The sequence below is a fragment of the Streptomyces sp. NPDC054786 genome, from assembly GCF_053611685.1.
Genome location: NZ_JBSHAW010000052.1, coordinates 26,471 through 49,473, shown reverse-complemented (window position 1 = coordinate 49,473; position 23,003 = coordinate 26,471). Strand labels below are relative to the sequence as shown.

The window sequence follows — 23,003 nt, the reverse complement described above, 5'->3', positions numbered from 1 at the left end:
CCGGGTGACCGACCGGTCGAAACGACGTTCGGGAACCTTACCGACGGCCGACGACCTAGGGGAAAGCGGGGCACATGAACGGGAAGCGGTGTGTGGGGACGGTAGCCGTCGCGGCGGCGGCAGTGATCGCGGTGAGCGGGCCGGCGGGCGCCGAGCCGGCCGCCACGACATACGGCACCAGCACGTCCGTGGGCGTCCACAACGCCTATGACAAGGAGAAGTACCACTACTTCGCGGACGCCCTGGACTCCGGCGCCGCACTGCTCGAACTCGACCTCTGGTCCAACGGACTGGGCCGGTCCTGGCGGGTCTCGCACAGCAACCCGCTCGGGAACAACAGCAACTGCGAGGGCGCCGCGAACGCCTCGGAACTGCGCACCAAGAGCCGGGACCAGGACTTCGCCGGCTGCCTGGCCGATATGAAGGCCTGGCACGACGCCCACCCCGGCCACCGTCCGGTGCTGCTCAAGGTCGAGATGAAGGACGGCTTCAACGCCAAGGGCGGCCGCGGCCCCGCAGAGTTCGATGCGCTGGTACGGCAGAAGCTGGGCGATGCGGTCTACGGCCCCGGGGACCTCACCGGCGGACATGCCACCGCCGACGAGGCGGTGCGGGCCGGCGGCTGGCCCTCGCGCGCCGACATGGCCGGCAAGTTCCTGTTCGAGCTGATACCCGGCACGGTCGAGGAGAAGAACCCGTTCGACAAGCTGTGGACGGACGTCGAGTACGCCGGCCACCTCAAGGACCTTGCGGCGCAAGGAAAGCTGGCGCAGTCGACGGCGTTCCCCGCGGTGCACGGTGCCGCGCCCGGCGACCCCCGGGAGCGCTACGCCGACCCGGCGCTGCGTCCCTGGTTCGTGGTCTTCGACGGCGACGCCGCGACCTATCTGAACGGCAGTATCGACACCTCCTGGTACGACACCCGCCACTACCTGCTCATCATGACCGACGCCCACAATGTGCCGCCGGTCATCGACGGCACCCACCCGACCGAGGCGGAGGCGCTGGCCCGGGTCGGGCAACTGGCCGCGGCGCATGCGAGCTTCGCTACCGCCGACTGGTATCCGCTGCCGTCCGTCCTCAAGACCGTGGTGCCGCGCGGGGCATGACGCCGGACGCGGCGGCCCGGACGCCGGGCTGTGCGGCCCGTGGGTCCGGTTCCGTGGTCGCCCGCCGGTAGAGCGCGGCCACGTCCTCGCCGAACCGGCTGCTGTACGAGACGAGGTCGTCACCGCCCTCGTCGAGACCGCCTATCACGCCGATCAGCGACCCGGTGCCGGTGGCCGGGTCGAGGTCGGTGAGCATCGGCCCGCCGCTGGTCCCGTTCGGGAACCCCGCGCAGACGAAGCGGAGTTGGGTCGCGCTCTGGGCGTCCACCGTGTGCCGGCAGCTGACCGGTGCGTCCTGGTCCTCGGGGTAACCGGTCAGCAGCGCCGGCCGTCCGGCCGGTGCGCCGAACCGGATCCGTTCGGCGCCCGTGACGTCCTCTATCCGGCCGCCGGCCCGCCCCGCTCGGCGCACCCTCAGGAACGCCACATCGTGGTCGGGGTCCCGGCTGCTGATCCAGCGCGGATCGACATGGATACGGGTCGGCACCCACAGGCCGTACGGCGCGATCCCGTTGTGCAGTCCGGGCGCGAACACCAGCCGGGTGCGGAAGCCGTCGTCGTGCACACAGTGCGCCGCGGTGACGACGAGGTCGCCCCCAGGGGCATGCACCACGCTGGCCGTGCAGTGGTGGACCGGGGCACCGTCATCGTCGGGGGAGAAGAGCGCGCCGATCGCCGGTGAGGCCGCCGCCGGGGCCGCCAGCAAAGGGTGCGACGCCGTCAGCGGGGCCGCCCTCCCGCCGCCGTACCGCGCCGTCACCGGTGGCCCCGGCCGCTCCCGGTAGGGGCCGGCGAGGACCGCGGCGGCGGCCTGGTCACCGTCGGCGCGGGTGGCGAGATAGGCGCCGGTGGCGGTGTCCCCGGCGGCCAGGTAGGGGTCGCGTGACGGGGACCCCAGGGCCAGCGCCGTGCTGCCCACGACCACGGTCAGCACCCCGAGCGCCAGGGTCGCCCGCAGCGGAGCGCCGACCCGGCCGCGGCCCGTGCAGGCCGGCCCGCCGGGACCGAGGCAGTCCTCTGCCGACGGTGTCCCGGCGTACCGGTCCGCCCCGCCGGCGTTGTCCGCCGGCTCGGTCCCGCGTTCGCTCGTCTCCACCAACAGCCGCCTCGCCGCATCAGCCGGCGGAACCCCGTCGGACGCTGGGGCCACACCGGAACCAGACATTTCACCCAGTCTGATGCAGGGATGCGTGCCGTGGTTCGGTCACTTGGCGCATCATTCCGCTCAGGCGTCGAAGATCACGGCGGAGATCCGCGCCGGAACGACCGGCACACCCGCCGTCCGAGCGGCCCGACGGGCCGGGGCGTGAGGAGCGCGGCGACCGTACTGCCGGAGCCCGCCCCGCTGAGCCGTTCGGGTGAACCGCGCCGCGCCCCCGCCCAGGCCGTGCGGACCTCTGCGGCCCGCCGTCCCGCGCGCGCCCGCCGGCCCCCGCTCACGCCGCGAGCCGCACTCCCCGCCCCGCGAGGTTGTGCCCGATCAGCGTCTCCGCCAGGCCGGCCTCGTTGGGGAAGTCCATCGGGACGATGCCGAGACCCGTCCAGCCGCTCCCCTCCGAGCCCGCCAGCAGATTCTTGACCTGCGGGTTGAGACGGTCCGCATTGGAGCGGGGCGGAAGCAGGGCGGCGGTGCTGACGTAATTGACGAAGAGCTTGCCGGGCTGGGTGACGGCCTTGCGGAACTGGGCCTCGATCTTCGGGTACTTGCCGAACGGCTCCGCCATGTAGTCGTCCTGGATGTCGAACAGCTGCGGATCGGCGTAACGGACGCCGCCCAGACCGTCGGAGTCCGCCAGCAGCACCACCCGGCCGCGGGCCTGACCCAGCGTCGGCAGACCGTCGTCCAGCCGGAACAGCGACCGGTAGCCCTTGTCGTCCAGGTAGATGCCGAAGATCCGGCGGAACTCCTCGGCGCTGACCTCCGAGTACTCCTGCTTGACCCGCATCAGCACCGTCTCGGAGGGATGGGCCTGCAGGAACGCCCGGCAGGCGTTGAGCACATCGCCGAACATCAACTCCTGGTAGAAGGCGCCGTGATGGATGGCGAAGGCGTTGTCGATGGCCCGGCAGCGGACGTCCAGGAAGCGGATACCGCTGTTGAGCTGGGCGTCGACGGGCGTGTTCTGGCAGGCGACCCAGGGGCCGCCTATCCGGGCACCCGAGTCATGGGTGCCGGGGATCGTCAGCCGCTGGACGGGAGTGGCGTCGCCGAGCGCCGACATCCAGTCCTGCACGGACAGTACGGACGCCCGGCGCTGGGCCGCGCCGGCCGTGAACTGCCCGCTGCCGACGCCCGCCAGCGCCCCGGCGGCCGACAGCCCGGCCGCGCCCCGGAGGAAACCCCGCCGATCCAGTCCCAGCCCCATGCCGCTTCCCCTGTCCGTCGAGTCTGCGTGGGTGCGCAGCGGCAGCCCCGGTGCGCACCTGCGGTCGGGGCATCGAACCACATGGAGCGTGCGTGCGGCACCCGGCCGGGGGACCGGAGGGTCACGCCGGCCGGGAAGGGGCGAATATCAGACGCGGAAGGCGAGCGACAGCGCGAAGCGGTCCGCGCTGTCCGTCCACCAGTTGGTCAACTCCAGTCCGGCGGCTGCGAGTTCGGCCCGCACGCCGTCCTGGCGGAACTTGGCCGAGACCTCGGTCCGCAGCTCCTCGCCCGCGGTGAAGCTCACCGCCAGGTCCACTCCGGGAAGCTTGACGCTCAGGTCCTTGCGGGCCCGCAGCCGCATCTCGATCCACTCGCGCTCGGTGTTCCACAGTGCGACATGGTCGAAGTCCGCCGGGTCGAAATCGCCGCCCAGCTCGCGGTTGATGACCTCCAGGACGTTCTTGTTGAACGCGGCCGTCACGCCCTGCGGATCGTCATAGGCGGCGACGAGCGTGGCCTCCTCCTTGACCAGGTCGGTGCCGAGCAGCAGCGCATCGCCCGGGGAGAGCATGTCGTGCACGGAGTGCAGGAACGCTGAGCGCTCCTCGGGGAGCAGATTGCCGATGGTGCCGCCGAGGAAGGCGAGCAGCCGCGGACCGGGGGTGTCGGGGAGTTCGATGCCCTGCTGGAAGTCGGCGACCAGCGCATGCACGGTGAGTCCGGGGTGCTCGGTGAGCAGCGTCTCGCCCGCCGCGGCCAGCGCGGATTCGCTGACGTCGATGGGCACATAGGCGTGCAGCTCGGTCAGCGCGCCGATGAGATGGCGGGTCTTGTCGGAGGAGCCCGACCCCAGCTCGATCAGGGTGCGGGCCTGGGTCGCCGCGGCGATGTGATCGGCGCGGGTGAGCAGGATCTCCCGCTCGGCGCGGGTCGGGTAGTAGTCGGGCAGCTTGGTGATGTCCTCGAACAGCTCGCTGCCTCGGGCGTCGTAGAACCACTTGGGCGGCAGCTGTTTGGGGGTACGGGTCAGGCCCTGGCTGACATCGGCGCGCAGTGCGGCCGCGGTGGCGTCGGCAGGGAGGGTGCGGGTGATGCTGAGCGGGCTCACGTAGCGGGCTCCTTGAGCGGGATGAGGTGGACATCGGTCCGGGTGGCGCGCAGCAGAGTGCGGTCCGGGACCTCGGTCCAGTGGGGGGAATCGTCGTACGGTTCGGAGGCCACTACCGTGCCGCCTCCGGGAACGGCCAGGTGGCACAGCGTGTCGCCCCAGGCGGTGGCGGCGATGGCGGTGCCGTCGGTCAGCAGCAGATTGAGCCGGGAGGCGGGCGCGGCCGCGACGACCGCCGCGACGGTGCCGGCCAGCGCCTCGCCGAGCTCGTCACCGCGCGCCAGCCGGTGCCGGACCAGCGCCCACAGGAACGCCGCGTCGCAGCGGGCCGGCAGCCGCAGCAGTTCCCCCGGCGGCAGCTCGGCAGCCAGCGGGGCGAGCGACTCCGGCCAGCCGGACACCGCGCCGTTGTGGCTGAACAGATAGCGCCCCTCGGCGAACGGCGCGGCCGCGGCCTCGGCGTCCGCACCGGCCACGGTGGCGTCCCGTACGGCGGCGAGCAGCGCGCCGGTGCGTACCACCCGCCCAAGGTCGGGCAGCAGATCGTCGCCCCAGATCGGCCCGGCCCTGCGGTAGCGGGCGGGCACCGGATCGCCCGGCGCATACCAGCCGACGCCGAATCCGTCCGCGTTGACCGTGCCGTGGCGCTGCCGGCGCGGTTCCCACGACTGCCGGTAGAGGCTGTACGGCGGGGCCAGTACCACCTGGCCGAAGGGTATCTCCGGCCCCAGATAGGCAAGATGACGGCACATCAGGCAACGGCCTCCCGGGCCGGCGGGGCCGCGGCCGTCACGCGTCCGCCGCCGGGTCGGCGTCCCGCGCGGTACGGAACCCGGAGAAGATCTGGCGCCGGACGGGCAGGTCCCAGTTGCGGAAGGTGCCCCGGCAGGCGACCGGACCGACCGCGAACGAACCGCCGCGCAGCACCTTGTACTCGTCGCCGAAGAACACCTCCGAGTACTCCCGGTAGGGGAAGGCGGCGAAGCCCGGATACGGCAGGAAGTCGCTCGCCGTCCACTCCCACACGTCGCCGATCAGCTGCCGTACGCCGAGCGGCGACCGGCCGTCGGGGTAGCTGCCGACGGGGGCGGGCCGCAGATGCCGCTGGCCGAGGTTGGCGTGCGCCGCCGTGGGGTCCTCGTCGCCCCAGGGATAGCGCCTGGCCCGCCCGGTCGCCGGGTCGTGCCGGGCGGCCTTCTCCCACTCGGCCTCGGTCGGCAGCCGCCGGCCGGCCCAGCGCGCATAGGCGTCGGCCTCGTACCAGCTCACATGCAGTACGGGCTCGTCCGGCGGCACCGGTTCGGTCACCCCGAACCGCCGGCGCAGCCACTGGCCCCCGTCGCGCTTCCAGAACAGCGGTGCGCGCAGCGTGTGCTCCTGCACCTGGGCCCAGCCCTGCGCGGACCACCAGCGCGGCTCCTCGTAGCCGCCGGCCTCGATGAACCGCTGGTAGGCGCCGTTGCTGACGGGTGTGGTGTCGATCAGGAAGGAGGGCACCAGCCGGCGGTGCGCGGGCCGCTCGTTGTCCAGCGCCCAGGGCTCGGTGGAGGTGCCCATGGTGAACGGCCCGCCGGGAACGAGGACTTCGGCGGGCAGGATGTCGTCGGAGGCGGGCGGCGGCTCGGGCGCGGTGAGTACGGCCGGGCCGTGGCGCAGCTGGTGGGTGATGAGCATGGTCTCGTCGTGCTGCTGCTCATGCTGCGCGATCATGCCGAAGGCGAAGCCGGAGTCGAGCAGCGGACCGCCGTGCAGCGGAGCGCGCTCCAGGATGTCCAGCACCCGGCCGCGGACCTCGGCGACATAGCCGTGCGCCTCGTCGGGCGCCAGCAGCGGCAGGGAAGGGCGCTTGGCGCGAGGGTGCTCGAAGGCGTCGTAGACGGAGTCGATGTCCGGGCGCAGTGCGTCACGGCCGCCCACGGTGCGCAGCAGCCACTGCTCCTCCTGGTTGCCTATGTGCGCCAGGTCCCACACCAGCGGGGACATCAGCGGGGAGTGCTGCGCCATGAGGTCGGGATCCTCGACGCAGGTGGTCAGCAGGCGGGTGCGGTCGCGGGCGGCGAGCAGTGCCGAGGCCGCGCGTTCACGAAGGAGCTCGGGGTCGAGGGTCACGGGCTGTCCTTCCCAACTATGAGATCGCCCTCCGCGGCGTACAGGGCGTCGAGATGATCGTCCGCGGGGCAGCGGCCGGGTGTCACATAGCGTTCGGTGAACTCCGCGACCGCCGCGAGCACGTCGGGGGAGGCGCCGAGCCGTGGCAGGGCCTCCTGTGCGGCGGCGAAGCAGGCCACCGCCGCCGCGTGCAGTTCCGGGTCGGTCAACGCCCCGCGGGCGGCCCGCCGCCACAGCGGATTGCGCGGTGCGGGGCGGGAACCCGCCGTCTCCGCCAGGGGTTTGACGATGCGGTACGCCCGCTCCGCGGCCTCCGGGTCGTCGAACAGCGCGGCCGTGACGGCCAGCGGTACGACCCACCCGGCGTCGCCCGACTGTGCGTCGATCATGCGCAGTTCCAGATGGCCGCGCGGCCGGACGGGCGGGAAGAGGGTGGTGACGTGGTAGTCCAGATCCTCCTGGGTGGGCGGTCTGGGCACGCCGGTACGGATCCACTCGCGGAAGGTGAGCCCCTCGGGCGCGTCCCAGGGGCCTTCCTCGGCACGCAGGCACATCACCGGAGCGTCCAGGACGTAGCTCACCCAGGCGGTGCGCGGATCGGGCCCGTCCGACGGGGCGAGCGTACGGGCGGGGTCGAGCTGCGACCAGACGACCTGGCGGGTGGTGCGGTAGCCGGTGGGGCAGCCCTCGCTGGTCGGCGAATTGGCGAAGGCCGCGGCCAGCACCGCGCCCAGCAGATGGGCCAGCAGCCAGCGCCGGCCGTAGCCGAGCGGGCCCGGCTCCTCGTAGCCGGCGTCCACACACACCTGCACGGACGCGGTGGCGCACATCATGGACCGCCCGGCGGAGCCCCAGCGGTCGAAGTACGCCTCCATGGCCTGGTAGCGCGGTTCGGTCAGCACCCGCTGCGGGCGGTGCCACGGATTGTGACCGTGGCCGGCCATGCCCAGGCCCATGGCCAGCATGGCGGGGCGGACCAGTGCGAGATCGGCGGTGACCGTCTCGATGCACTCGGTGAGGGAGCGGGCGGGGAGCGAGCTGAGCTCCAGCTGGCCGCCGGGCTCGAAGGTCAGCAGGGAATGGAGGGGAAGGGCGCGCAAGGTGGTGGCCGCGCTGTGCAGCCGGGCCGGTTCGATGGGACATCGGGGGTTGCGCGCGTCATGGACCAGCCATTCGATCTCGACCCCGATACGGCGCGGCGGACCCGTCTTGAAGCATATTCCGTGCAGATGAGCTTCCAGCTCCGCTTCTGTTTCTGCAGGCCGTACGGGCATGGAATCCCTCTCCCTGGTGGGGTGGCGGCAGGATTGCCGCCCTCCACCTAATCTCCTGCGGGCGATGCGCTCAAGGGCGCGTTCGCGCCGCGGCGGGCGGGACGGGCGTCCACGGGGCGAGGGGGCCGTCCGGGGCGGGAGACCACCGGACGGTGCCGCGGCGCCGTCCGGGCGCCAGGACGCCCTTCGCGCCCGCCGCCGGGGACTGGGGCCGGACCGGCGGGCGGCGGGCGGGGACGGGAGAGGGGTACGGCCGTTCGAGTGAGTGCCGGGTAGGGCGGATTTTGCCGCCACGGTGTCGCGGCACGTCCGCCGCCCGATGTCACTGACGGTAGCCCGCCAGGAAGCGTCCGATCCGGCTGATCGCCGCGTCGAGGTCATCGGCGTGGGGGAGGGTGAGGATGCGGAAGTGGTCCGGTTGCGGCCAGTTGAAACCGGTGCCCTGCACGACCTGGATCTTCTCGCGCAGGAGGAGATCCAGAACGAACTTCTCATCGTCGTGGATCTTGTGGACGGCGGGATCGAGGCGGGGGAAGGCGTAGAGCGCGCCCTTGGGCTTGACGCAGGAGACGCCCGGGATCTCGTTCAGCCGCTCCCAGGCCCGGTCGCGCTGCTCACGCAGCCGGCCGCCCGGCAGTACCAGGTCGTTGATGCTCTGCCGGCCGCCGAGCGCGGCCTGGATGGCGTACTGGGCGGGCGCGTTCGGGCACAGCCGCATGGACGCGAGGGTGCCCAGGCCCTCCAGATAGTCGGCGGCGTGCTGCTTGGGGCCGGAGACCACCAGCCAGCCGGAGCGGAATCCGGCCACCCGGTAGGACTTGGACAGCCCGCTGAAGGTGAGGCAGACCAGGTCGGGGGCGAGCACCGCGGCATGGTGGTGGACCTCGTCGTCGTACAGGATCCGGTCGTAGATCTCATCGGCGAAGACCATCAGCTGATGGCGCCGGGCGAGATCGAGCATGCCCTCCAGCAGCTCGCGCGGGTAGACCGCGCCGGTCGGGTTGTTGGGGTTGATGATGACCATCGCCCGGGTCCGGTCGGTGATCTTCGAGGCGAGGTCGTCCAGGTCCGGCAGCCAGTCCGCGGACTCGTCGCAGAGGTAGTGCACGGCCTTGCCGCCGGCGAGCGTGGTGACCGCCGTCCACAGGGGGAAGTCGGGGGCCGGGATGAGCACCTCGTCGCCGTCGTCGAGCAGCGCCTGCACCGACATCGAGACGAGTTCGGAGACGCCGTTGCCCAGGTAGATGTCGTCCACGCCGACATCCGGCAGTCCGCTCTGCTGGTAGTGCTGGGCCACCGCGCGGCGGGCCGAGAGGATGCCCTGGGACTCCGTGTAGCCGTGCGCGCGGGAGAGGTTGCGCATCACGTCCTGCAGGATCTCGTCGGGGCACTCGAAGCCGAACAGCGCCGGATTGCCGGTGTTCAGCCGCAGCACACTGTGGCCGGCCTCCTCCAGCGCGTCCGCGTGCTCGATCACCGGCCCGCGGATCTCGTAACAGACGTCGGCCATCTTGCTGGACTGCTTGAACTGCATGCGGTGGCCTCCAGGTCCCTCGCTCACCGCGCGGCGCGGCAGCACTCGTTACACCGTACTTGGTTTTACCAAGTGGAGACTTGGAAAGTCCAACCTCTGTCTATGCTGGTGTCATGCCGCGCCGAAGTTATGACCAGTACTGCGCCGTCGCCCGAGCCCTGGATGCCGTGGGCGACCGCTGGACGCTCCTGATCGTCCGGGAGCTGCTGGGCGGCTCCCGGCGCTACACCGATCTGCACGCCGACCTGCCGGGCGTCAGTACCGACATGCTCGCCTCGCGCCTCAAGGACATGGAGCGGGACGGCCTGGTCACCCGCCGCCGGCTCGCCCCGCCCGGGGCCGCCTTCGTCTATGAGCTCACCCCTCGCGGCCGTGCGCTGCTGCCCGCACTCACCGCCCTCGCCGACTGGGGCGCCCCCGCCCTCGACGAGAAGCGCCCGACGGACGCGGTGCGGGCCCACTGGTTCGCGGTGCCCCTCGTCGCACGGCTGGCCCGGCACTTCACCGACGGCATCGACGTGGTCGACATCGCCCTCGACGAGGGCGAGTTCCATGTCGTCCTCGGGGGCGACGGAGCGGGTGGCGACGGGGCGGACCCCGGCGGCCCGGACGGCGGGCCCGGCTATGCGGACGGCCCCGCCGAGCGCCCCGACGTCCGGCTGCGCATGGACACCGCGACCTGTGCCGAGATCGCGTACGATCGCCTCTCCCTCGCACAGGCAATCGCCTCCGGCCGGATCGTGGTCACGCCGCCCGAGGTGCCCGGCGAACGGCGGCGACGGAAGAGGACGACAACGGCCTGACGGTGCGCCCCGACAGCGACCGGCGCCCGGCGGGACGTCCAGCAGCGGGCCGGGCGAACCTGAGATCCGTCCAGAGCCGGGACCGGGCCGCGGAGCGCCCCGGGCCCGCCCCGCGCGCGGTCGTGCCCGGCGCACCCCGTTCGGTCGAACTGACGATGCGTCAGTAATGAAACCGGGCACGCTCCAGAAATGGATCATGCATCAAGAACCCGGACGCGCACCGGGCTTGCGCTCCTGCTGACCGTGGCGGTGCTCACCGGGCTCTGGACCCCGCCGGCCGCGGCGGCGACGGACCCGAGGGGCGGCGGGCGGACCGGCTCGGCCTGGCTGCCCTACTGGGGCGACATGGATGCCGCCTACCGCGACGCGCTGCGGCACGCCTCCCAGCTGCACTCCGTCAGCCCCTTCTGGTACGAGACCTCCTCCGACACCACCGTCACGGGACACCCGGGCGCGGGACGGCGCGACATCATCGACGGGTTGCACGACGCCGGGATCGACGTCGTGCCGACCGTGACCGAGACCCTCGGCGCCGAGGAGATGGCCGACCTGATGCACGATCCGCAGCGGCGGCGGGACCACATCGACACGCTGCTGGATCTGGTCGCGAGCCGTGCGTACGACGGGATCGACCTGGACTACGAGGCGATGGCGGTCACCGGCGACCGCGAGACCCGCGACGACGTGCGGACCGGATACAACCGGCTCGTCAAGGAGCTGTGCGCGCGGCTGCACGACCGTGACAAGCAGTGCGTGGTCACGGTGCTCGCCCGGGTCCGCGGCAGCGGCCAGGCCTTCGACTACGAGCGGCTCGGCAGCTACGTCGACCGGTTCCGCATCATGGGCTACGACCTGCACTGGTCGGGCGGCGAGGCGGGCCCGCTGTCCGCCAAGGACTGGTACGACGAATTTCTGCGCTACGCCACCGACACCGTCCCCCGGCACAAGATCGAGGTGGCCTTCCCGGGCTACGGCTGGGACTGGATCAGCGGGGTCACGGGCCATGCGGCCCATCTGACCTGGAAGGAGGCCGAGGCGCTGCGCGAACGGGAGGACGCGGACTACCTCTTCGACGAGCGGTCCGGCACCCCGCACTTCACCTACCGCAAGGACGGCGTGGACCACGAGGTCTGGTACCAGGACGCACGCGGTGTCAGCGAGCAGCTGCCGCTGCTGAGGAAGTACGGGGTGCGGGGCACCGGCCTATGGGCGCTCGGGTTCGAGGACCCGGAGTTCTGGGCCGCGCTCCGCGGCGAGTAGCCGCAGCGCCGCCTCGGACGGTGAGCCCTGCGCCGCGGTGTACATCATCACGCCCTGCCCGGAGCCGTCCGGCGTCTGCATCATCTCGAAGTCCAGCTCCAGATCGCCCACCAGGGGATGGTGGAACCGCTTGGTCCTGAAGGTGCAGTTATGGACGGCATGACGTGACCACAGACTGCTGAACTCGGTGCTCTTCATCGACAACTCGCCGATCAGTTCGGCCAGTTGCGGATCGTCGGAGCGCTGCCCCGCGGCCACCCGCAGGGAGGAGACGGCCCGTCGGACCTCCTCGTCGCGGTCCGGGTACAGCTCGCGGGTGTGCGGGTCGAGGAAGAGCAGCCGCTGGGCGTTGGGGCGGTCCTGCGGGCGGCCGGGGCTGTCGAAGTCGAGGTGTCCGGCGGTCAGGGCGTGCCCCAGGCGATTCCAGGCCAGGATCTCGAAGCGCGGCCCGAGGGCGAGGGCCGGTACGTCCGCCACGGCGGCGAGCAACTGCCGTACGCCGGGGCGGACCTTGTCGTGGCGCACCGCGGGGCGGCGGCGCGTCTTGGCCGGGCTTGCCAGCTCGCGCAGATGCGCCCCCTCGTCGTCGGTCAGCCGCAGCGCTCGGGCCAGCGCGTCCAGCACCCCTTCCGAGGCCTGGTGGCTCTGCCCTTGTTCGAGGCGGGTGTAGTACGCGACGCTGACGCCGGCCAGCTGGGCCAGCTCCTCGCGGCGCAGGCCGGGGACGCGGCGGCGCGCCCCGTAGGAGACCAGCCCGACGTCCTCCGGCTGCAGCCGGGCGCGGCGGGTGCGCAGAAAGTCTCCCAAGGCGGCGGGTGAGTCCATGGCGGGTGAGTCCATGCCCGCCAGTCTCCGGCGTCGGGCGGGCGCGAGCATGACCCTGTCAGTACCAGGCTCCCGGGCCTCGCACAGTGGGTTCTGCCGGGGCATCGCCGCGATGTGGCGGAGACTGTTCCCTGCGGGATACCGACCGCTTAGTATGTCGCTGGCGAGGGCGCCGGTGCGCCCTCCGCCCGACCCGCGTATCCAAGGTCTGTGGAGGCACCAGGTGAAGGCATGGCGCGTACACGCGAACGGCGAGCCGCGTGAAGTGATGCGGCTGGAGGAGGTGCCGGACCCGCAGCCCGGACCCGGGCAGCTGCTGCTGCGGGTGCGGGCCGCCAACGTCAACTTCCCCGACGCCCTGCTGTGCCGGGGCCAGTACCAGGTGCGGCCGCCGCTGCCGTTCACCCCCGGCGTGGAGATCTGTGGCGAGGTGCTCGCCGCGGGGGAGGGGGCGACCGGTGAGATCGGGGCCCGGGTGCTGGCCCAGCCGCCGCTGCCCGACGGCGGTTTCGCCGAACTCGCCGTCGTCGACGCGGCGACGGTACGCCCGGCACCCGAGGCTCTGGACGACGCCGAGGCCGCCGCGCTGCACATCGGCTACCAGACCGGCTGGTTCGGACTGCACCGCAGGGCCCGGCTCCAGGCCGGCGAGACCCTGCTCGTGCACGCCGCCGCAGGGGGCGTCGGCAGTGCCGCCGTACAGCTCGGCAAGGCAGCGGGCGCGCGGGTCATCGGCGTCGTGGGCGGCGAGGACAAGGCCAAGGCCGCCCGCGAACTGGGCTGCGACGTCGTCCTCGACCGCCGCAGTGACGACATCATCGCCGCCGTGAAGGAAGCCACCGGCGGCCGCGGCGCGGATGTGGTCTACGACCCGGTGGGCGGTGAGGCGTACGCCAAGTCCGTCAAGTGCATCGCCTTCGAGGGCCGGATCATCGTCGTCGGCTTCGCCGGCGGCGCCATCCCCACCCCGGCGCTCAACCACGCGCTGGTGAAGAACTACGCGATCCTGGGCCTGCACTGGGGCCTCTACAACACCAAGGACCCGGCCGCGGTCGACGCCTGCCACGAGGAGCTCGCCAAGCTCGCCGCACAGGGCGCCGTCAAGCCGCTCATCGGCGGCAGGTTCCCGCTGGAGGACGCCGCCGAAGCCGTCCAGCGGGTCGCCGACGGTACGTCCACCGGCCGGCTGGTCGTGCTGCCCGCGGCGGAGGAGACCCGATGACCGACCCCGAAGACCTGCGCCGGCGCATCGCCGAGCTGCTCGCCGCACACCCGCCCGCCACCACCGGCCGGCTGGATTTCCTGCGCGCCCGCTTCGACGCGGGGCTGGCCTGGGTCCACTTCCCCAAGGGCCTCGGCGGGCTGGACGCGCCACGCTCCCTGCAAGCGGTCGTGGACGCGGAGCTGGAGGCCGCCGACGCCCCCGGCAACGACCCCGGCCGCATCGGCATCGGCCTCGGCATGGCCGCGCCCACCATCCTGCGCTTCGGCACCGACGAGCAGAAGCAGCGTCTGCTGCGCCCGCTGTGGACCGGCGAGGAGGTGTGGTGCCAGCTGTTCAGCGAGCCCGGCGCCGGCTCCGACCTGGCGGCGCTGGCGACCCGCGCGGTACGTGACGAGGCGGGCGACTGGATCGTGGACGGCCAGAAGGTCTGGACGTCCAGCGCACATCTGGCCCGCTGGGCGATCCTGATTGCCCGTACCGATCCTGACCTGCCCAAACACCGCGGGATCAGCTACTTCGTGTGCGATATGACCGACCCCGGTGTCGAGGTGCGTCCGCTGCGGCAGATCACCGGCGAGGCCGAGTTCAACGAGGTCTTCCTCACCGGCGTCCGCATCCCCGACGCCCAGCGCCTCGGCGAGGTCGGCGAGGGCTGGAAGGTCGCCCAGACCACGCTGATGAACGAGCGGGTCGCCATCGGCGGCTCCCGCACCCCCCGCGAGGGTGCGGGCACCCCCGCCGACGGCAGGGGGAGCATGATCGGCGTGGCCGCCGCCGGCTGGCGCGCACGCCCCGAACTGCGCACCCACGATCTGCACCAGCGGCTGCTGAAGCTGTGGGTGGAGGCCGAGGTCGCCCGGCTGACCGGCGAGCGGCTGCGCCAGCAGCTCACCAAGGGCCAGCCCGGCCCCGAGGGCAGCGGGATGAAGCTGGCCTTCGCCCGGCTCGCCCAGGAGATCAGCGGCTGGGAGGTGGAGTTCCTCGCCGAGGACGGGCTGACCTACGACGACTGGACGATGCGCCGCCCCGACGGCGTCGACTTCACCGGCCGCGAGGGCGGCTACCGCTATCTGCGCGCCAAGGGGAACTCCATCGAAGGAGGCACCTCGGAAGTGCTGCTCAACATCGTCGCCGAACGTGTGCTGGGGCTGCCGCCCGAGCCGCGCACCGACAAGGACGTCGCGTGGAAGGACCTCCCCCGATGAACGACGGGACATCCCTGGCCGGCACCCCGGCAGCCGACCCCGACCTGCTGTACTCCGAGGACGAGGACGCGCTGCGCGACGCCGTACGGTCGCTGCTCGCCGACCGCAGCGACCCGGCCACCGTGCTCGCCGGGCTGGAGTCGGAGGTCGCCTACGACACCCGCCTCTGGCAGGCGCTCGCCACGGAGATCGGCGCCGCGGGGCTGCTGGTGCCCGAAAAGCTCGGGGGAGCGGGCGCGAGCGCCCGCGAGGCCGCCGTCGTGCTGGAGGAGGTGGGCCGCTCCGTCGCGCCCGTCCCCTATCTGACCAGCGCGGTCATCGCGGTGACCGCGCTGCTCGGCTGCGACCACGGCCAGGAGGACGTCGCCGCGCCGCTCGCCGCGCTGGCCGGGGGCCGCACCGTCGGTGTGCTCGCGGTCCCGCTGCCCGCCGCTCCGGGCGGGCTGCCGGAACCGGCCGTACGCGCCACGGCGGACGGCGCCCTGACCGGCCGGGTGACCTCGGTCGCCGACGCCGCGGGCGCCGAACTCCTGCTGGTCCCGGCCCAGGGACCCGACGGCCCGGCCCTCTACGCGGTCGAGGCCTCGGCGGACGGCGTCCGTACCGACCCCGTGACCGCGCTCGACCTCACCCGCCCCCTGGGCCACCTCACCTTGGACGGTGCCCATGGACGGCTCCTGGCCGGGGGGGACCGGGCCCGCACCGCCGTCGAACGCGCCCTGCTCACCGGGGCCGGGCTGCTCGCCTCGGAACAGCTGGGCGTCGCCGAATGGTGCCTGACCGAAACCGTGCGCTACACGGCACAGCGCACCCAGTTCGGCCGCCCCATCGGATCGTTCCAGGCGCTCAAGCACCGGTTGGCCGCGCTCTGGCTGGAGGTGGCCTCGGCCCGCGCTGCCGCCCGGAACGCCGCGGACGCGCTGGCCACCGACAGCCCGGACGCCCCGGTGGCGGTGGCCGTCGCCCAGGCGTACTGCGCGCCGGTGGCGGTGCGCGCCGCCGAGGAGTGCATCCAGCTGCACGGCGGCATCGGCATGACCTGGGAACACCCGGCCCATCTGTTCCTCAAGCGGGCCAAGAGCGATGAGCTCGCCCTGGGGACGCCGGGGCGGCACCGGGAGGCCCTGGCGGGACTGGTCGCGCTCGGCGCCCCGTAGGCCACCTCCCCGGGCCGGTGGTGTGCGTCATTCGGTGATGGCGAAGGTCCGGCTGACATCGCCGACCGCGGCGTCACCGGCGGTGGCCACCTCCAGGAAGTAGCGGGGGCCCGGCGGCACCTTGGGCAGCGTCACGATCGCCTCACCGGTCGGTCCGGCGTCCGCCCGGGGCACCACCAGGGCCACCCGCTGCGACCGGCCGTGACCCGTCGCCGTCCGCAGCCATACGTCCACCTTCTCGCCCGTGCTGTTCTTCCAGGCCACCGTGAAGCTGCCGTTCGCCTTGTAGTCGACACCCGGCTCCGGCGCGGTCACCTCGATCCGCCCGGTCGGCGGCGAGGCGAACTCCTCGGGTTCCTGGGGCTCCTCGGGGCCGGCACTGGCGGTGGTCGCGTTGAGGGCGGAGGTGGCGGCCCGCGCGGCCGAGCCCGCATGGCCGGACATGGCGGCCGTCGGACTGCCCGCCGAGGGCCAGCTCTTGCCGGCGTCCGGGCGGGACGGCGTCAGCGAGATCACCAGCATGCATCCGACGGCGGTGGCGGCGACGGCGACGGCCAGATTGGTGGCCATCGAGGTGGCCCTGCACATCGTCTCCTCGTTTCCTCGGGGGAGTGGCGAGCCGGAACATCCCCGGCGCTTTGACCGCCAAAAACGACGCGCGGAGCGATCACCTGGATGGACATCTCCGGCGCGACAGCCCTCCGTGAGCGAGGGAAAATACCCCGATGCGGACCGGATCGACCTCTGCATCGGTGATGTCCTGAAAGTGCGGTTCAGGTAGCGTCGAACACATGAAGACCGCAACGCGTCGTGCGCTGATCGGACCGGTTCTGCTGCTGGTGGCCGCACTGCTGGCGGTGGTCGCCGCGATGGCACCGGGAGCCCGTGCGGCCGGCGGGCTCGACGAGGCCGCGGCAGCCCTCAAGAAGGGCCCGGTCTATGTGGATCCCCGCGCTTCGAGCCAGTTCTCCCCGGCCCAAGCGGATGCGCTGGCCAAGAAAATCAAGGACGCGAACAAGCCGGTCTTCGTCGCCGTGCTGCCCCGGGCCGCCGAGTACCAGCCCAGCACACTGCTGCGGGATCTGCGCACCAAGACCGGGATCAGCGGTGTCTACGCCGTCGAGCTCGGCAACGGCTTCAATGCCGGCGCCGACCCGCGGGTGATGTCGCGCAGCGCGGTGCAGAACCTCGTCGGATCGGTCCAGCGCTCCCACTACCCGAACGTCAGCGGCCGTCTGAACAGCTTCGTCGACACCGCGCTCAAGTCGGCGCACGGCCAGGCCCCCTCCTCCTGGGGCGGCTCCGGCGGCAGCGGCTTCGACACCGGCACCGCGATCGGTCTCGGTGTGCTGGTGGTCGTCGGCGGTGGCGGCGCGTACGCCATCGCCCGCCGCAACCGCAGAAGGCGGGCCGAGGAGGAGCGGGCGGCGCTGGAGGACCTGCGGGTCGTCGTCGACGAGGACATCACCGCCTTCGGTGAGGAACTGGACCGGCTCGACTTCCACCCCGGTGAGCGCGGCGCCGACGACGCGATGCGGGCGGACTACAGCCATGCGCTGGACGCGTACGAGAGCGCCAAGTCGTCGATGGCGGCGGCCGGGCACCCCGGCGATGTGCAGGCCGTGACCAAGGCCCTGGAGGACGGCCGGTTCTCGCTGGCCACCCTTGCCGCGCGACGCGAGGGCAGGCCGCTGCCCGAGCGCCGGCTGCCCTGCTTCTTCGATCCGCGGCACGGTCCGTCCGTCGTCGATGCCGCCTGGGCACCCGCGGGCGGAGCCGAGCGCACCGTGCCGGTCTGCGCCGCGGACAAGAGCCGCCTGGACGACGGACGGGAGCCGCTGGCCCGTACGGTCCGGACCCCGAACGGCGACCGCCCCTACTGGGATGCGGGCCCGGCCTACGGCCCCTGGGCCGGCGGCTACTTCGGCGGCGGCCTGCTGCCCGGCCTGCTGGTGGGCACGCTGCTCGGCAACATGATGTGGTCGACCGACGCCTACGGCGCCGGCTTCGGCGGCCCCACGGGCGCCGAGGGCGGCGACTCCTCCGGAGCCGACTTCAACTCCGACGACTTCGGCGGCGGCTTCGGTGATGGCGGAGGCTTCGGAGACGGCGGCGGCTTCGGCGGCGGTGACGGGGGCTTCGGCGGCGGTTTCTGAGCGTCGGGCGCCCTGCGTGGTGAGTGCTCCATGCCCCTGAGCGGGTGAGCCGCCACGCCCCTCCGCGGTGAGCGCTCTCGCCCCGCCGCCCCCCGGGGCGCTCAGCGATCCGCCGCGCGCACCGCCCGCTTGGCGCCGAGGAAGCGCCCGTAGCGCGGGCGCGCCGCGAAGTCCGCATAGCGCCACACGGCGGGCCGGCCGACCTCCCGGCACAGATGCAGCACCTGGTCGGGCCCCAGGTGCACGCCCACATGCGCGCCGTACCCCGGTGGCCGGCCGGCGGCCGGCCCGGAGTCGAACAGCACCAGATCCAGCGGTTGCGGCCGGCCGGCCCGCCGTGTTGCCCGTTCGTCCGCCCAGAGTTCCGCCGAGCGCAACGGCGGTATCAGCAGGCCGAAGTGGCGCAGCACCGCATAGGCGTAGCGCTGGCAGTTCGCGCCCCCGGCCAGGTCGGCGAAGGCGTTCGGGGCGGTGCCGCCCGGCGCATCGTCCGCCCCGTCCGGACCGTATGACGGGCATTCAGGTGTCTGCGCTCCCGGATGGCGGGCGCCCGAGTAGGTCACCTTGCGCAGTGCCTCGGGCAGCCGACGGAACGCTACCGCGCCATGGGGGGCGGGGACTTGACGGCCGGGGTCGTGGATCACCCGGTCATGATGCAGGGGATCTCCCTCATGCCGCATGCCCTGGTGTCGAGCAGGCTCGACGAATCGGATCCGACGTGCTCTCGACACCGCGAGGAGATCCCCGATGGAACGCCGCTTTCGCAAGGCAGCTCTCTGGGGCGCGACCGTCGCCGCCGTCATGGCGGCTGCCGGCCCGCTCAGCCCGGCGCGTGCCGTGTCGCGGCCCGACCCGTCGCCCCAGCCCTCGCCGCGCGCCATGCTGGACGCGATGCGCCGGGACCTCGGGCTGACGGCGGAACAGGTGCGCACCCGGCTCGCGCAGGAGGCCGCCGCCCACCGCGCCGCGGCCGTCGTGCGCCGGGCGCTCGGCGCACCGCCCGCCGGAATGTGGTTCGACAAGTCGGCCGGCAAGCTCGTCGTCGCGGTCACCGGCGCGGCCGATGCACAGCGGGTACGGTCCGCCGGGGCGGTGCCCAAGACGGTGCCGCACGGCCACGCCGCGCTCACCGGGCTGGTGCGGCAGATCACCGGCCGGGCCGGCAAGGGCGTACCGGGCGTCACCGGGTGGGGCGTGGACGAGCGAGCCAACGGCGTCGTGGTCCGTATCGACCACACCAAACGCACCGCTCGGACCGACACCTTCGAGAAGGCCGTCCGCGCTCTCGCGACGCACGTGAAGATCCCCGTCACCATCGATCGCGGCGACCGGACGCCGCGCCAGCAAGGCGGCTCGGTGGTGGGCGGCGAGCGGTGGATGCCCGGCAGCGAGGGCATCTGCTCCATCGGTTTCTCGGTGACCGGGCCGGACGGCTTCCAGGGATTCCTGACGGCCGGTCACTGCACCCTGACCGCCGACCAGGCCGCGTACGGCAAGGACGGCAGCCGCCTGGGGACCTCCAACCAGGGCGGCGGACACAGCATCAACGACCGAGAGGGCGACTTCGGGCTGGTGGAGGTCGACCAGCCGGGCTGGACCGTCAGCTCGTACGTGGCGGGCCAGGGCGGTACGCCGGTCACCGTCACCGGCTCCCAGGAGGGCATGGTGGGCATGTCGATCTGCCGTTCCGGGCAGAGCAGCGGCTGGCACTGCGGGGAGATCACCCGGGTCGACCAGACCGTGGACTACGGCAACACGGTCATCGAGGGCCTCTCGTTCACCAACGCCTGCTCGGCGCCCGGCGATTCGGGCGGCTCCTATGTCACCCAGCCCAACGCCCCGATGGCCATCGGCGTGCACTCCGGTGGCGGCGCCGCCACCTGCGGCAACTTCGGCGGTGCCACCGTCACCATCTTCCAGCCGGTCGGTGAGGCCCTGGCCAAATGGAACCTGAGGCTGAAGACCGGCAGCCCCTGACCGGGCCGGCCGCCGCCCGCCGGTCCCCGACGTCTACGATGACAAGCCGGTGGCCATGGGGCCGGGGTGCGTCCGAGTGGCGCACGGCACGTACGGGGAACGGGAGCGATCGTGGCGGAAGCGGCGCAGTCGGCGGACACGGAACGTGGCACGGACGCGGCGGAGCCGTTCGCGGTCCCGATCACCGTGCGCGGATACGAGACGGACACCCAGGGCCATCTGAACCAGAGCGTCTATCTGCAGTACGCCGAGCACGCCCGCTGGTCGCTGCTGCAGGCGAGCGGCATCCGCCAGAGCGCGATGGTGGACCGGCGCATCGGCCCCGTGACCATCGAGACCACCATCCGCTACCGGCGGGAGCTGCGGGCCGGTGACGAGGTCGAGGTGAGCTGCGCCTTCCTCTGGGGCGAGGGCAGGACCTTCCGGATCGAGCAGACCGTCCGCAGGGCGGACGGGACGGTGGCCGCCGAGGTGAGCGCCGTCGGCGGGATGCTCGACCTCACCGAGCGCAAGCTGCTCCAGGACCCGCGAGCGGCCTTCCGCGACCTGGCCGACGACCCCTCGCTGCTCGGTCTGGCCGACGACTGACGAGCGTCCCCGGGGCCGCCGCGGTCCGCGAACGGCGGTACCTGCCCCGGGTAGTGTGGGCGTGTGGACATGCTGCACCTGCGCTACTTCGTGGCGGTCGCCGAAGAGTTGAATTTCTCCCAGGCGGCACGCAAGTTGCACATGGCGGCCTCTCCTCTGAGCCAGCGGATCAAGGACCTTGAGCGTGAGCTGAACCAGCCGCTCTTCGACCGCACCACGCATCACGTCGAGCTGACGCCCGCCGGTGCCGCGTTGCTGCCGATGGCGCGCGATGTTCTCGAACGCGTCAACTCCATTCCCTGGCGGCTGCGTGACGCCGTCCGTCCGCAGCGCACCACCCTGCTCATCGGGATGCCCTCCGGGGTGCATCCCGCTCTCCGCGCCCGGGTCCGGGAGCTGGAGGACGCCTGTGGGGAGACCTACGAGCTCAAGCGCTGGCCCGGCCGCTCCACCAGCCTCGCCGAGGCGGTCCGCGACGGCCGGCTGGCCCTCGCGCTGGCCCGGCTGCCGGTCGCTGACCCCGCGCTCGGCCTCATCGAGGTCATGCGGGAACGGCTCGGGGCGGCGGTCCCCGCCGACCGGTTCGAAGGCCGGGAGTCGGTCACCCTGGACGAGCTGAAGCAATTCCCCTATGTGGCCACCGCCCCCGAGGCCATGCCCGCGTATTTCGATGAAATCGATGCACGACTGAATTCCGCGGGGCTGAAGAAGAGAATTCGCATCAATAGCTCCGACTATGCGGGGACCTCGGAACTGGTATCCGGCGGGCTCGCCTTTTCGATGACGATGCTCTCTCCGGAAAGTCCGATGCATCTTTACCGGCTGGACAATGTGCGGGTGCTGCCGGTGCTGGATTTCCAGCCCGAACTGGCCACCGGTCTGCTCTTCCGCAAGGACCGGGCGGAGCCCGGCGGCGACCTCGACGCCCTCGTCACCGCGGCACGGCGCATCTTCGCCGAGGAACTCTTCGCCTGATTCACGCGCACCATAATCCGGGAAAAATGGCATGACCGCTGTGGTCATGCCATTCTTCGTTTCTTGATCGTTCTCATTCTGCGGCATCTCGCCTACCGTCGAAGACGGAAACATTCGCAGTACAGCTACTTCCGCAGGAGCGACAATGGACGCCACGACCGAAAGCGCCAACGGCCCGCTGGACGGCGTACGGGTGATCGATCTGTCCACGGTGGTGATGGGCCCCTACGCCGCCCAGATCCTCGGGGACCTCGGCGCCGACGTCATCAAGATCGAGTCGCCGTCGGACACCGTACGGTCGGGCCGGTACCGGACCACGCCCGGGATGACACCGCTCAACCTGAACGTCAACCGCAACAAGCGCAGCGTCTCCCTGAACCTCAAGGACGAGGACGACCATGAGCGCGCACTGGCGCTCATCGGCACGGCCGACGTGCTGATCACCAATATGCGCCCCGGCGCCCTGGCCCGGCTCGGCCTGACCCACGCCGACCTCGCCGAGCGCCACCCCGGTCTGGTCTACGCCCACGCCCAGGGCTTCCGCAGCGACTCCGACCGCGCGGGGCACGCCGCCTACGACGAAACGGTGCAGGCGTCCTCCGGTCTGGTGGACGTGGCCAACCGTGCGCTGGGCCGGCCCGTCTACCTGCCGACGATCATCGGTGACAAGGTCGCCGCGCTGACCATCGTCTACGCGGTGCTCGCCGCGCTGGTCCACCGCGACCGTACGGGACGCGGCCAGCACATCGAAGTCCCCATGACGGACACCCTCATCGCCTTCAACCTCGTCGAGCATCTGTCGGGCCACGTCTACGAGCCGGCGGAGGGCTCCACCGGATTCCCCCTGTCGATGAAGCGCGGCCACCGGGCCGTGCCCACGGCCGACGGGCTCGCCTGCGTCGTGCCGTACACCCCGCAGAACTTCCGCGACTTCTTCGCCGCCGCCGGCCGCCCCGACCTCGCCGAGGACCCCCGGGTGGCGGGCCCGGTCATCGAGGACGCCGACGTCGACCCGCTCCTGGAACTGGTGGCCGGAAGCGCGCCGAGCCTGACCACGCAGGAGTGGGAGGACGTCTGCGCCAAGCACAGCATCCCCATGGCGCCCGTGCTGGAACTGGACCGGGCGGCCGACGACCCCTACGTCCGCGACGGCCACCTCCTCGACCTGGTCGAGCACCCGAGCGAGGGGCCGATCCGTTCGGTCGGCATCCCCGTGCGCTACTCCGCCACCCCGGGCTCGGTCCGGCGGCTCGCCCCGCTGCCCGGCCAGCACACCGAAGAGGTCTTCGACGAGCTCGACGCGGCCCGGCGCTGACGGCCCGTCACGCCG

General features: G+C 72.3%; 21 protein-coding genes. 11 read left to right on the top strand and 10 right to left on the bottom strand.

The annotated features are described in order from the left end of the window. The first annotated feature begins 74 nt into the window (after positions 1-74). A complete protein-coding gene (locus ACWGI6_RS33270) occupies positions 75-1,109 on the top strand; it encodes a phosphatidylinositol-specific phospholipase C domain-containing protein (protein WP_453270959.1) in 1,035 nt (344 codons plus the stop codon). On the opposite strand, the gene ACWGI6_RS33265 is transcribed toward ACWGI6_RS33270, so the two are convergent. From ACWGI6_RS33265 to ACWGI6_RS33235, 7 genes are all read right to left on the bottom strand, one after another. Beyond that, positions 1,081-2,205 carry a trypsin-like serine peptidase gene (locus ACWGI6_RS33265; RefSeq protein WP_453270958.1) on the bottom strand — a complete coding sequence of 375 codons (1,125 nt, stop codon included), beginning with the start codon at positions 2,203-2,205 and terminating at the stop codon, positions 1,081-1,083. The two genes, ACWGI6_RS33270 and ACWGI6_RS33265, sit on opposite strands and share 29 nt — an antisense overlap. A gap of 340 nt (positions 2,206-2,545) precedes the next feature. Continuing rightward, the gene (locus ACWGI6_RS33260) at positions 2,546-3,475 is read right to left on the bottom strand and encodes a phosphatidylinositol-specific phospholipase C (protein ID WP_453270957.1); all 930 of its coding nucleotides are present in this window, start codon (positions 3,473-3,475) and stop codon (positions 2,546-2,548) included. Positions 3,476-3,622: 147 nt separating this feature from the next. After that, complete coding sequence (egtD, locus tag ACWGI6_RS33255) at positions 3,623-4,585, bottom strand: L-histidine N(alpha)-methyltransferase (protein ID WP_453270956.1); 963 nt, start codon at positions 4,583-4,585, stop codon at positions 3,623-3,625. Further along, positions 4,582-5,337, bottom strand: coding sequence for an ergothioneine biosynthesis protein EgtC (egtC, locus tag ACWGI6_RS33250; RefSeq protein WP_393905399.1), 756 nt, complete (start codon positions 5,335-5,337; stop codon positions 4,582-4,584). Before egtC ends, egtD begins: the two co-directional genes overlap by 4 nt. A gap of 37 nt (positions 5,338-5,374) precedes the next feature. Beyond that, a complete protein-coding gene (gene egtB, locus ACWGI6_RS33245; protein ID WP_453270955.1) occupies positions 5,375-6,694 on the bottom strand; it encodes an ergothioneine biosynthesis protein EgtB in 1,320 nt (439 codons plus the stop codon). Beyond that, positions 6,691-7,968, bottom strand: a complete 1,278-nt coding sequence (gene egtA, locus ACWGI6_RS33240) for an ergothioneine biosynthesis glutamate--cysteine ligase EgtA (RefSeq protein ID WP_453270954.1) — start codon at positions 7,966-7,968, stop codon at positions 6,691-6,693. The genes egtB and egtA overlap by 4 nt, the downstream gene beginning before the upstream one ends. 322 nt (positions 7,969-8,290) lie before the next feature. Continuing rightward, positions 8,291-9,502, bottom strand: a complete 1,212-nt coding sequence (locus ACWGI6_RS33235) for a pyridoxal phosphate-dependent aminotransferase (RefSeq protein WP_453270953.1) — start codon at positions 9,500-9,502, stop codon at positions 8,291-8,293. A 113-nt stretch (positions 9,503-9,615) separates the two neighbouring features. On the opposite strand from ACWGI6_RS33235, the gene ACWGI6_RS33230 reads away from it, so the two are divergent. Continuing rightward, entirely contained in the window at positions 9,616-10,305 is a 690-nt protein-coding gene (locus ACWGI6_RS33230; RefSeq protein WP_453270952.1) for a winged helix-turn-helix transcriptional regulator, read from the top strand. 189 nt (positions 10,306-10,494) lie between these two features. Further along, the gene (locus tag ACWGI6_RS33225) at positions 10,495-11,565 is read left to right on the top strand and encodes a glycosyl hydrolase family 18 protein (protein ID WP_453270951.1); all 1,071 of its coding nucleotides are present in this window, start codon (positions 10,495-10,497) and stop codon (positions 11,563-11,565) included. On the opposite strand, the gene ACWGI6_RS33220 is transcribed toward ACWGI6_RS33225, so the two are convergent. After that, complete coding sequence (locus tag ACWGI6_RS33220) at positions 11,509-12,405, bottom strand: helix-turn-helix transcriptional regulator (protein WP_453270950.1); 897 nt, start codon at positions 12,403-12,405, stop codon at positions 11,509-11,511. The genes ACWGI6_RS33225 and ACWGI6_RS33220 overlap by 57 nt on opposite strands. Before the next feature lie 208 nt (positions 12,406-12,613). Here ACWGI6_RS33220 and ACWGI6_RS33215 point away from each other — a divergent pair, with 208 nt between their 5' ends. From ACWGI6_RS33215 to ACWGI6_RS33205, 3 genes are read left to right on the top strand one after another with little or no spacing between them, the layout of a single operon-like run. Further along, positions 12,614-13,612 (top strand): NADPH:quinone oxidoreductase family protein, encoded by a 999-nt coding sequence (locus tag ACWGI6_RS33215; protein WP_453270949.1) that lies wholly within the window; start codon positions 12,614-12,616, stop codon positions 13,610-13,612. After that, positions 13,609-14,820 (top strand): acyl-CoA dehydrogenase family protein, encoded by a 1,212-nt coding sequence (locus ACWGI6_RS33210; RefSeq protein ID WP_453270948.1) that lies wholly within the window; start codon positions 13,609-13,611, stop codon positions 14,818-14,820. The genes ACWGI6_RS33215 and ACWGI6_RS33210 overlap by 4 nt, the downstream gene beginning before the upstream one ends. Next, positions 14,817-15,977, top strand: a complete 1,161-nt coding sequence (locus ACWGI6_RS33205; protein WP_453270947.1) for an acyl-CoA dehydrogenase family protein — start codon at positions 14,817-14,819, stop codon at positions 15,975-15,977. Before ACWGI6_RS33210 ends, ACWGI6_RS33205 begins: the two co-directional genes overlap by 4 nt. Before the next feature lie 27 nt (positions 15,978-16,004). Here the strand turns inward: ACWGI6_RS33205 and ACWGI6_RS33200 are convergent, their stop codons facing one another. Then, positions 16,005-16,565 (bottom strand): hypothetical protein, encoded by a 561-nt coding sequence (locus ACWGI6_RS33200; RefSeq protein ID WP_453270946.1) that lies wholly within the window; start codon positions 16,563-16,565, stop codon positions 16,005-16,007. A gap of 203 nt (positions 16,566-16,768) precedes the next feature. Between ACWGI6_RS33200 and ACWGI6_RS33195 the strand changes: the two genes are divergently transcribed. Continuing rightward, positions 16,769-18,133 carry a hypothetical protein gene (locus ACWGI6_RS33195; protein WP_453270945.1) on the top strand — a complete coding sequence of 455 codons (1,365 nt, stop codon included), beginning with the start codon at positions 16,769-16,771 and terminating at the stop codon, positions 18,131-18,133. Positions 18,134-18,234: 101 nt separating this feature from the next. Here ACWGI6_RS33195 and ACWGI6_RS33190 read toward each other — a convergent pair whose 3' ends face one another. Continuing rightward, positions 18,235-18,777 (bottom strand): cell wall hydrolase, encoded by a 543-nt coding sequence (locus tag ACWGI6_RS33190; RefSeq protein WP_453270944.1) that lies wholly within the window; start codon positions 18,775-18,777, stop codon positions 18,235-18,237. A gap of 103 nt (positions 18,778-18,880) precedes the next feature. Between ACWGI6_RS33190 and ACWGI6_RS33185 the strand changes: the two genes are divergently transcribed. The 4 genes from ACWGI6_RS33185 to ACWGI6_RS33170 all read left to right on the top strand — a co-directional run bounded on the left by ACWGI6_RS33185 (position 18,881) and on the right by ACWGI6_RS33170 (position 22,988). Continuing rightward, complete coding sequence (locus ACWGI6_RS33185; RefSeq protein ID WP_453270943.1) at positions 18,881-20,110, top strand: S1 family peptidase; 1,230 nt, start codon at positions 18,881-18,883, stop codon at positions 20,108-20,110. A 111-nt stretch (positions 20,111-20,221) separates the two neighbouring features. Beyond that, a complete protein-coding gene (locus ACWGI6_RS33180) occupies positions 20,222-20,698 on the top strand; it encodes an acyl-CoA thioesterase (protein ID WP_453270942.1) in 477 nt (158 codons plus the stop codon). A 69-nt stretch (positions 20,699-20,767) separates the two neighbouring features. Next, positions 20,768-21,673 (top strand): LysR family transcriptional regulator, encoded by a 906-nt coding sequence (locus tag ACWGI6_RS33175; RefSeq protein WP_453270965.1) that lies wholly within the window; start codon positions 20,768-20,770, stop codon positions 21,671-21,673. 145 nt (positions 21,674-21,818) lie between these two features. After that, on the top strand, positions 21,819-22,988 hold the full coding sequence (locus ACWGI6_RS33170; protein ID WP_453270941.1) for a CaiB/BaiF CoA transferase family protein: 1,170 nt from the start codon (positions 21,819-21,821) through the stop codon (positions 22,986-22,988). Positions 22,989-23,003: the final 15 nt, after the last annotated feature.

Excerpts from the sequence above, each read along its gene's own strand:
- ACWGI6_RS33260 (WP_453270957.1), bottom strand. The coding sequence starts at position 3,475 with ATGGGGCTGGGACTGGATCGGCGGGGTTTCCTCCGGGGCGCGGCCGGG.
- ACWGI6_RS33200 (WP_453270946.1), bottom strand. The coding sequence starts at position 16,565 with ATGTGCAGGGCCACCTCGATGGCCACCAATCTGGCCGTCGCCGTCGCC.
- ACWGI6_RS33210 (WP_453270948.1), top strand. The coding sequence starts at position 13,609 with ATGACCGACCCCGAAGACCTGCGCCGGCGCATCGCCGAGCTGCTCGCC.
- ACWGI6_RS33170 (WP_453270941.1), top strand. The coding sequence starts at position 21,819 with ATGGACGCCACGACCGAAAGCGCCAACGGCCCGCTGGACGGCGTACGG.
- ACWGI6_RS33230 (WP_453270952.1), top strand. The coding sequence starts at position 9,616 with ATGCCGCGCCGAAGTTATGACCAGTACTGCGCCGTCGCCCGAGCCCTG.
- ACWGI6_RS33235 (WP_453270953.1), bottom strand. The coding sequence starts at position 9,502 with ATGCAGTTCAAGCAGTCCAGCAAGATGGCCGACGTCTGTTACGAGATC.
- ACWGI6_RS33185 (WP_453270943.1), top strand. The coding sequence starts at position 18,881 with ATGGAACGCCGCTTTCGCAAGGCAGCTCTCTGGGGCGCGACCGTCGCC.
- ACWGI6_RS33270 (WP_453270959.1), top strand. The coding sequence starts at position 75 with ATGAACGGGAAGCGGTGTGTGGGGACGGTAGCCGTCGCGGCGGCGGCA.
- ACWGI6_RS33205 (WP_453270947.1), top strand. The coding sequence starts at position 14,817 with ATGAACGACGGGACATCCCTGGCCGGCACCCCGGCAGCCGACCCCGAC.
- egtC (WP_393905399.1), bottom strand. The coding sequence starts at position 5,337 with ATGTGCCGTCATCTTGCCTATCTGGGGCCGGAGATACCCTTCGGCCAG.
- ACWGI6_RS33195 (WP_453270945.1), top strand. The coding sequence starts at position 16,769 with ATGAAGACCGCAACGCGTCGTGCGCTGATCGGACCGGTTCTGCTGCTG.
- ACWGI6_RS33175 (WP_453270965.1), top strand. The coding sequence starts at position 20,768 with ATGCTGCACCTGCGCTACTTCGTGGCGGTCGCCGAAGAGTTGAATTTC.
- ACWGI6_RS33225 (WP_453270951.1), top strand. The coding sequence starts at position 10,495 with ATGGATCATGCATCAAGAACCCGGACGCGCACCGGGCTTGCGCTCCTG.
- egtA (WP_453270954.1), bottom strand. The coding sequence starts at position 7,968 with ATGCCCGTACGGCCTGCAGAAACAGAAGCGGAGCTGGAAGCTCATCTG.
- ACWGI6_RS33220 (WP_453270950.1), bottom strand. The coding sequence starts at position 12,405 with ATGGACTCACCCGCCATGGACTCACCCGCCGCCTTGGGAGACTTTCTG.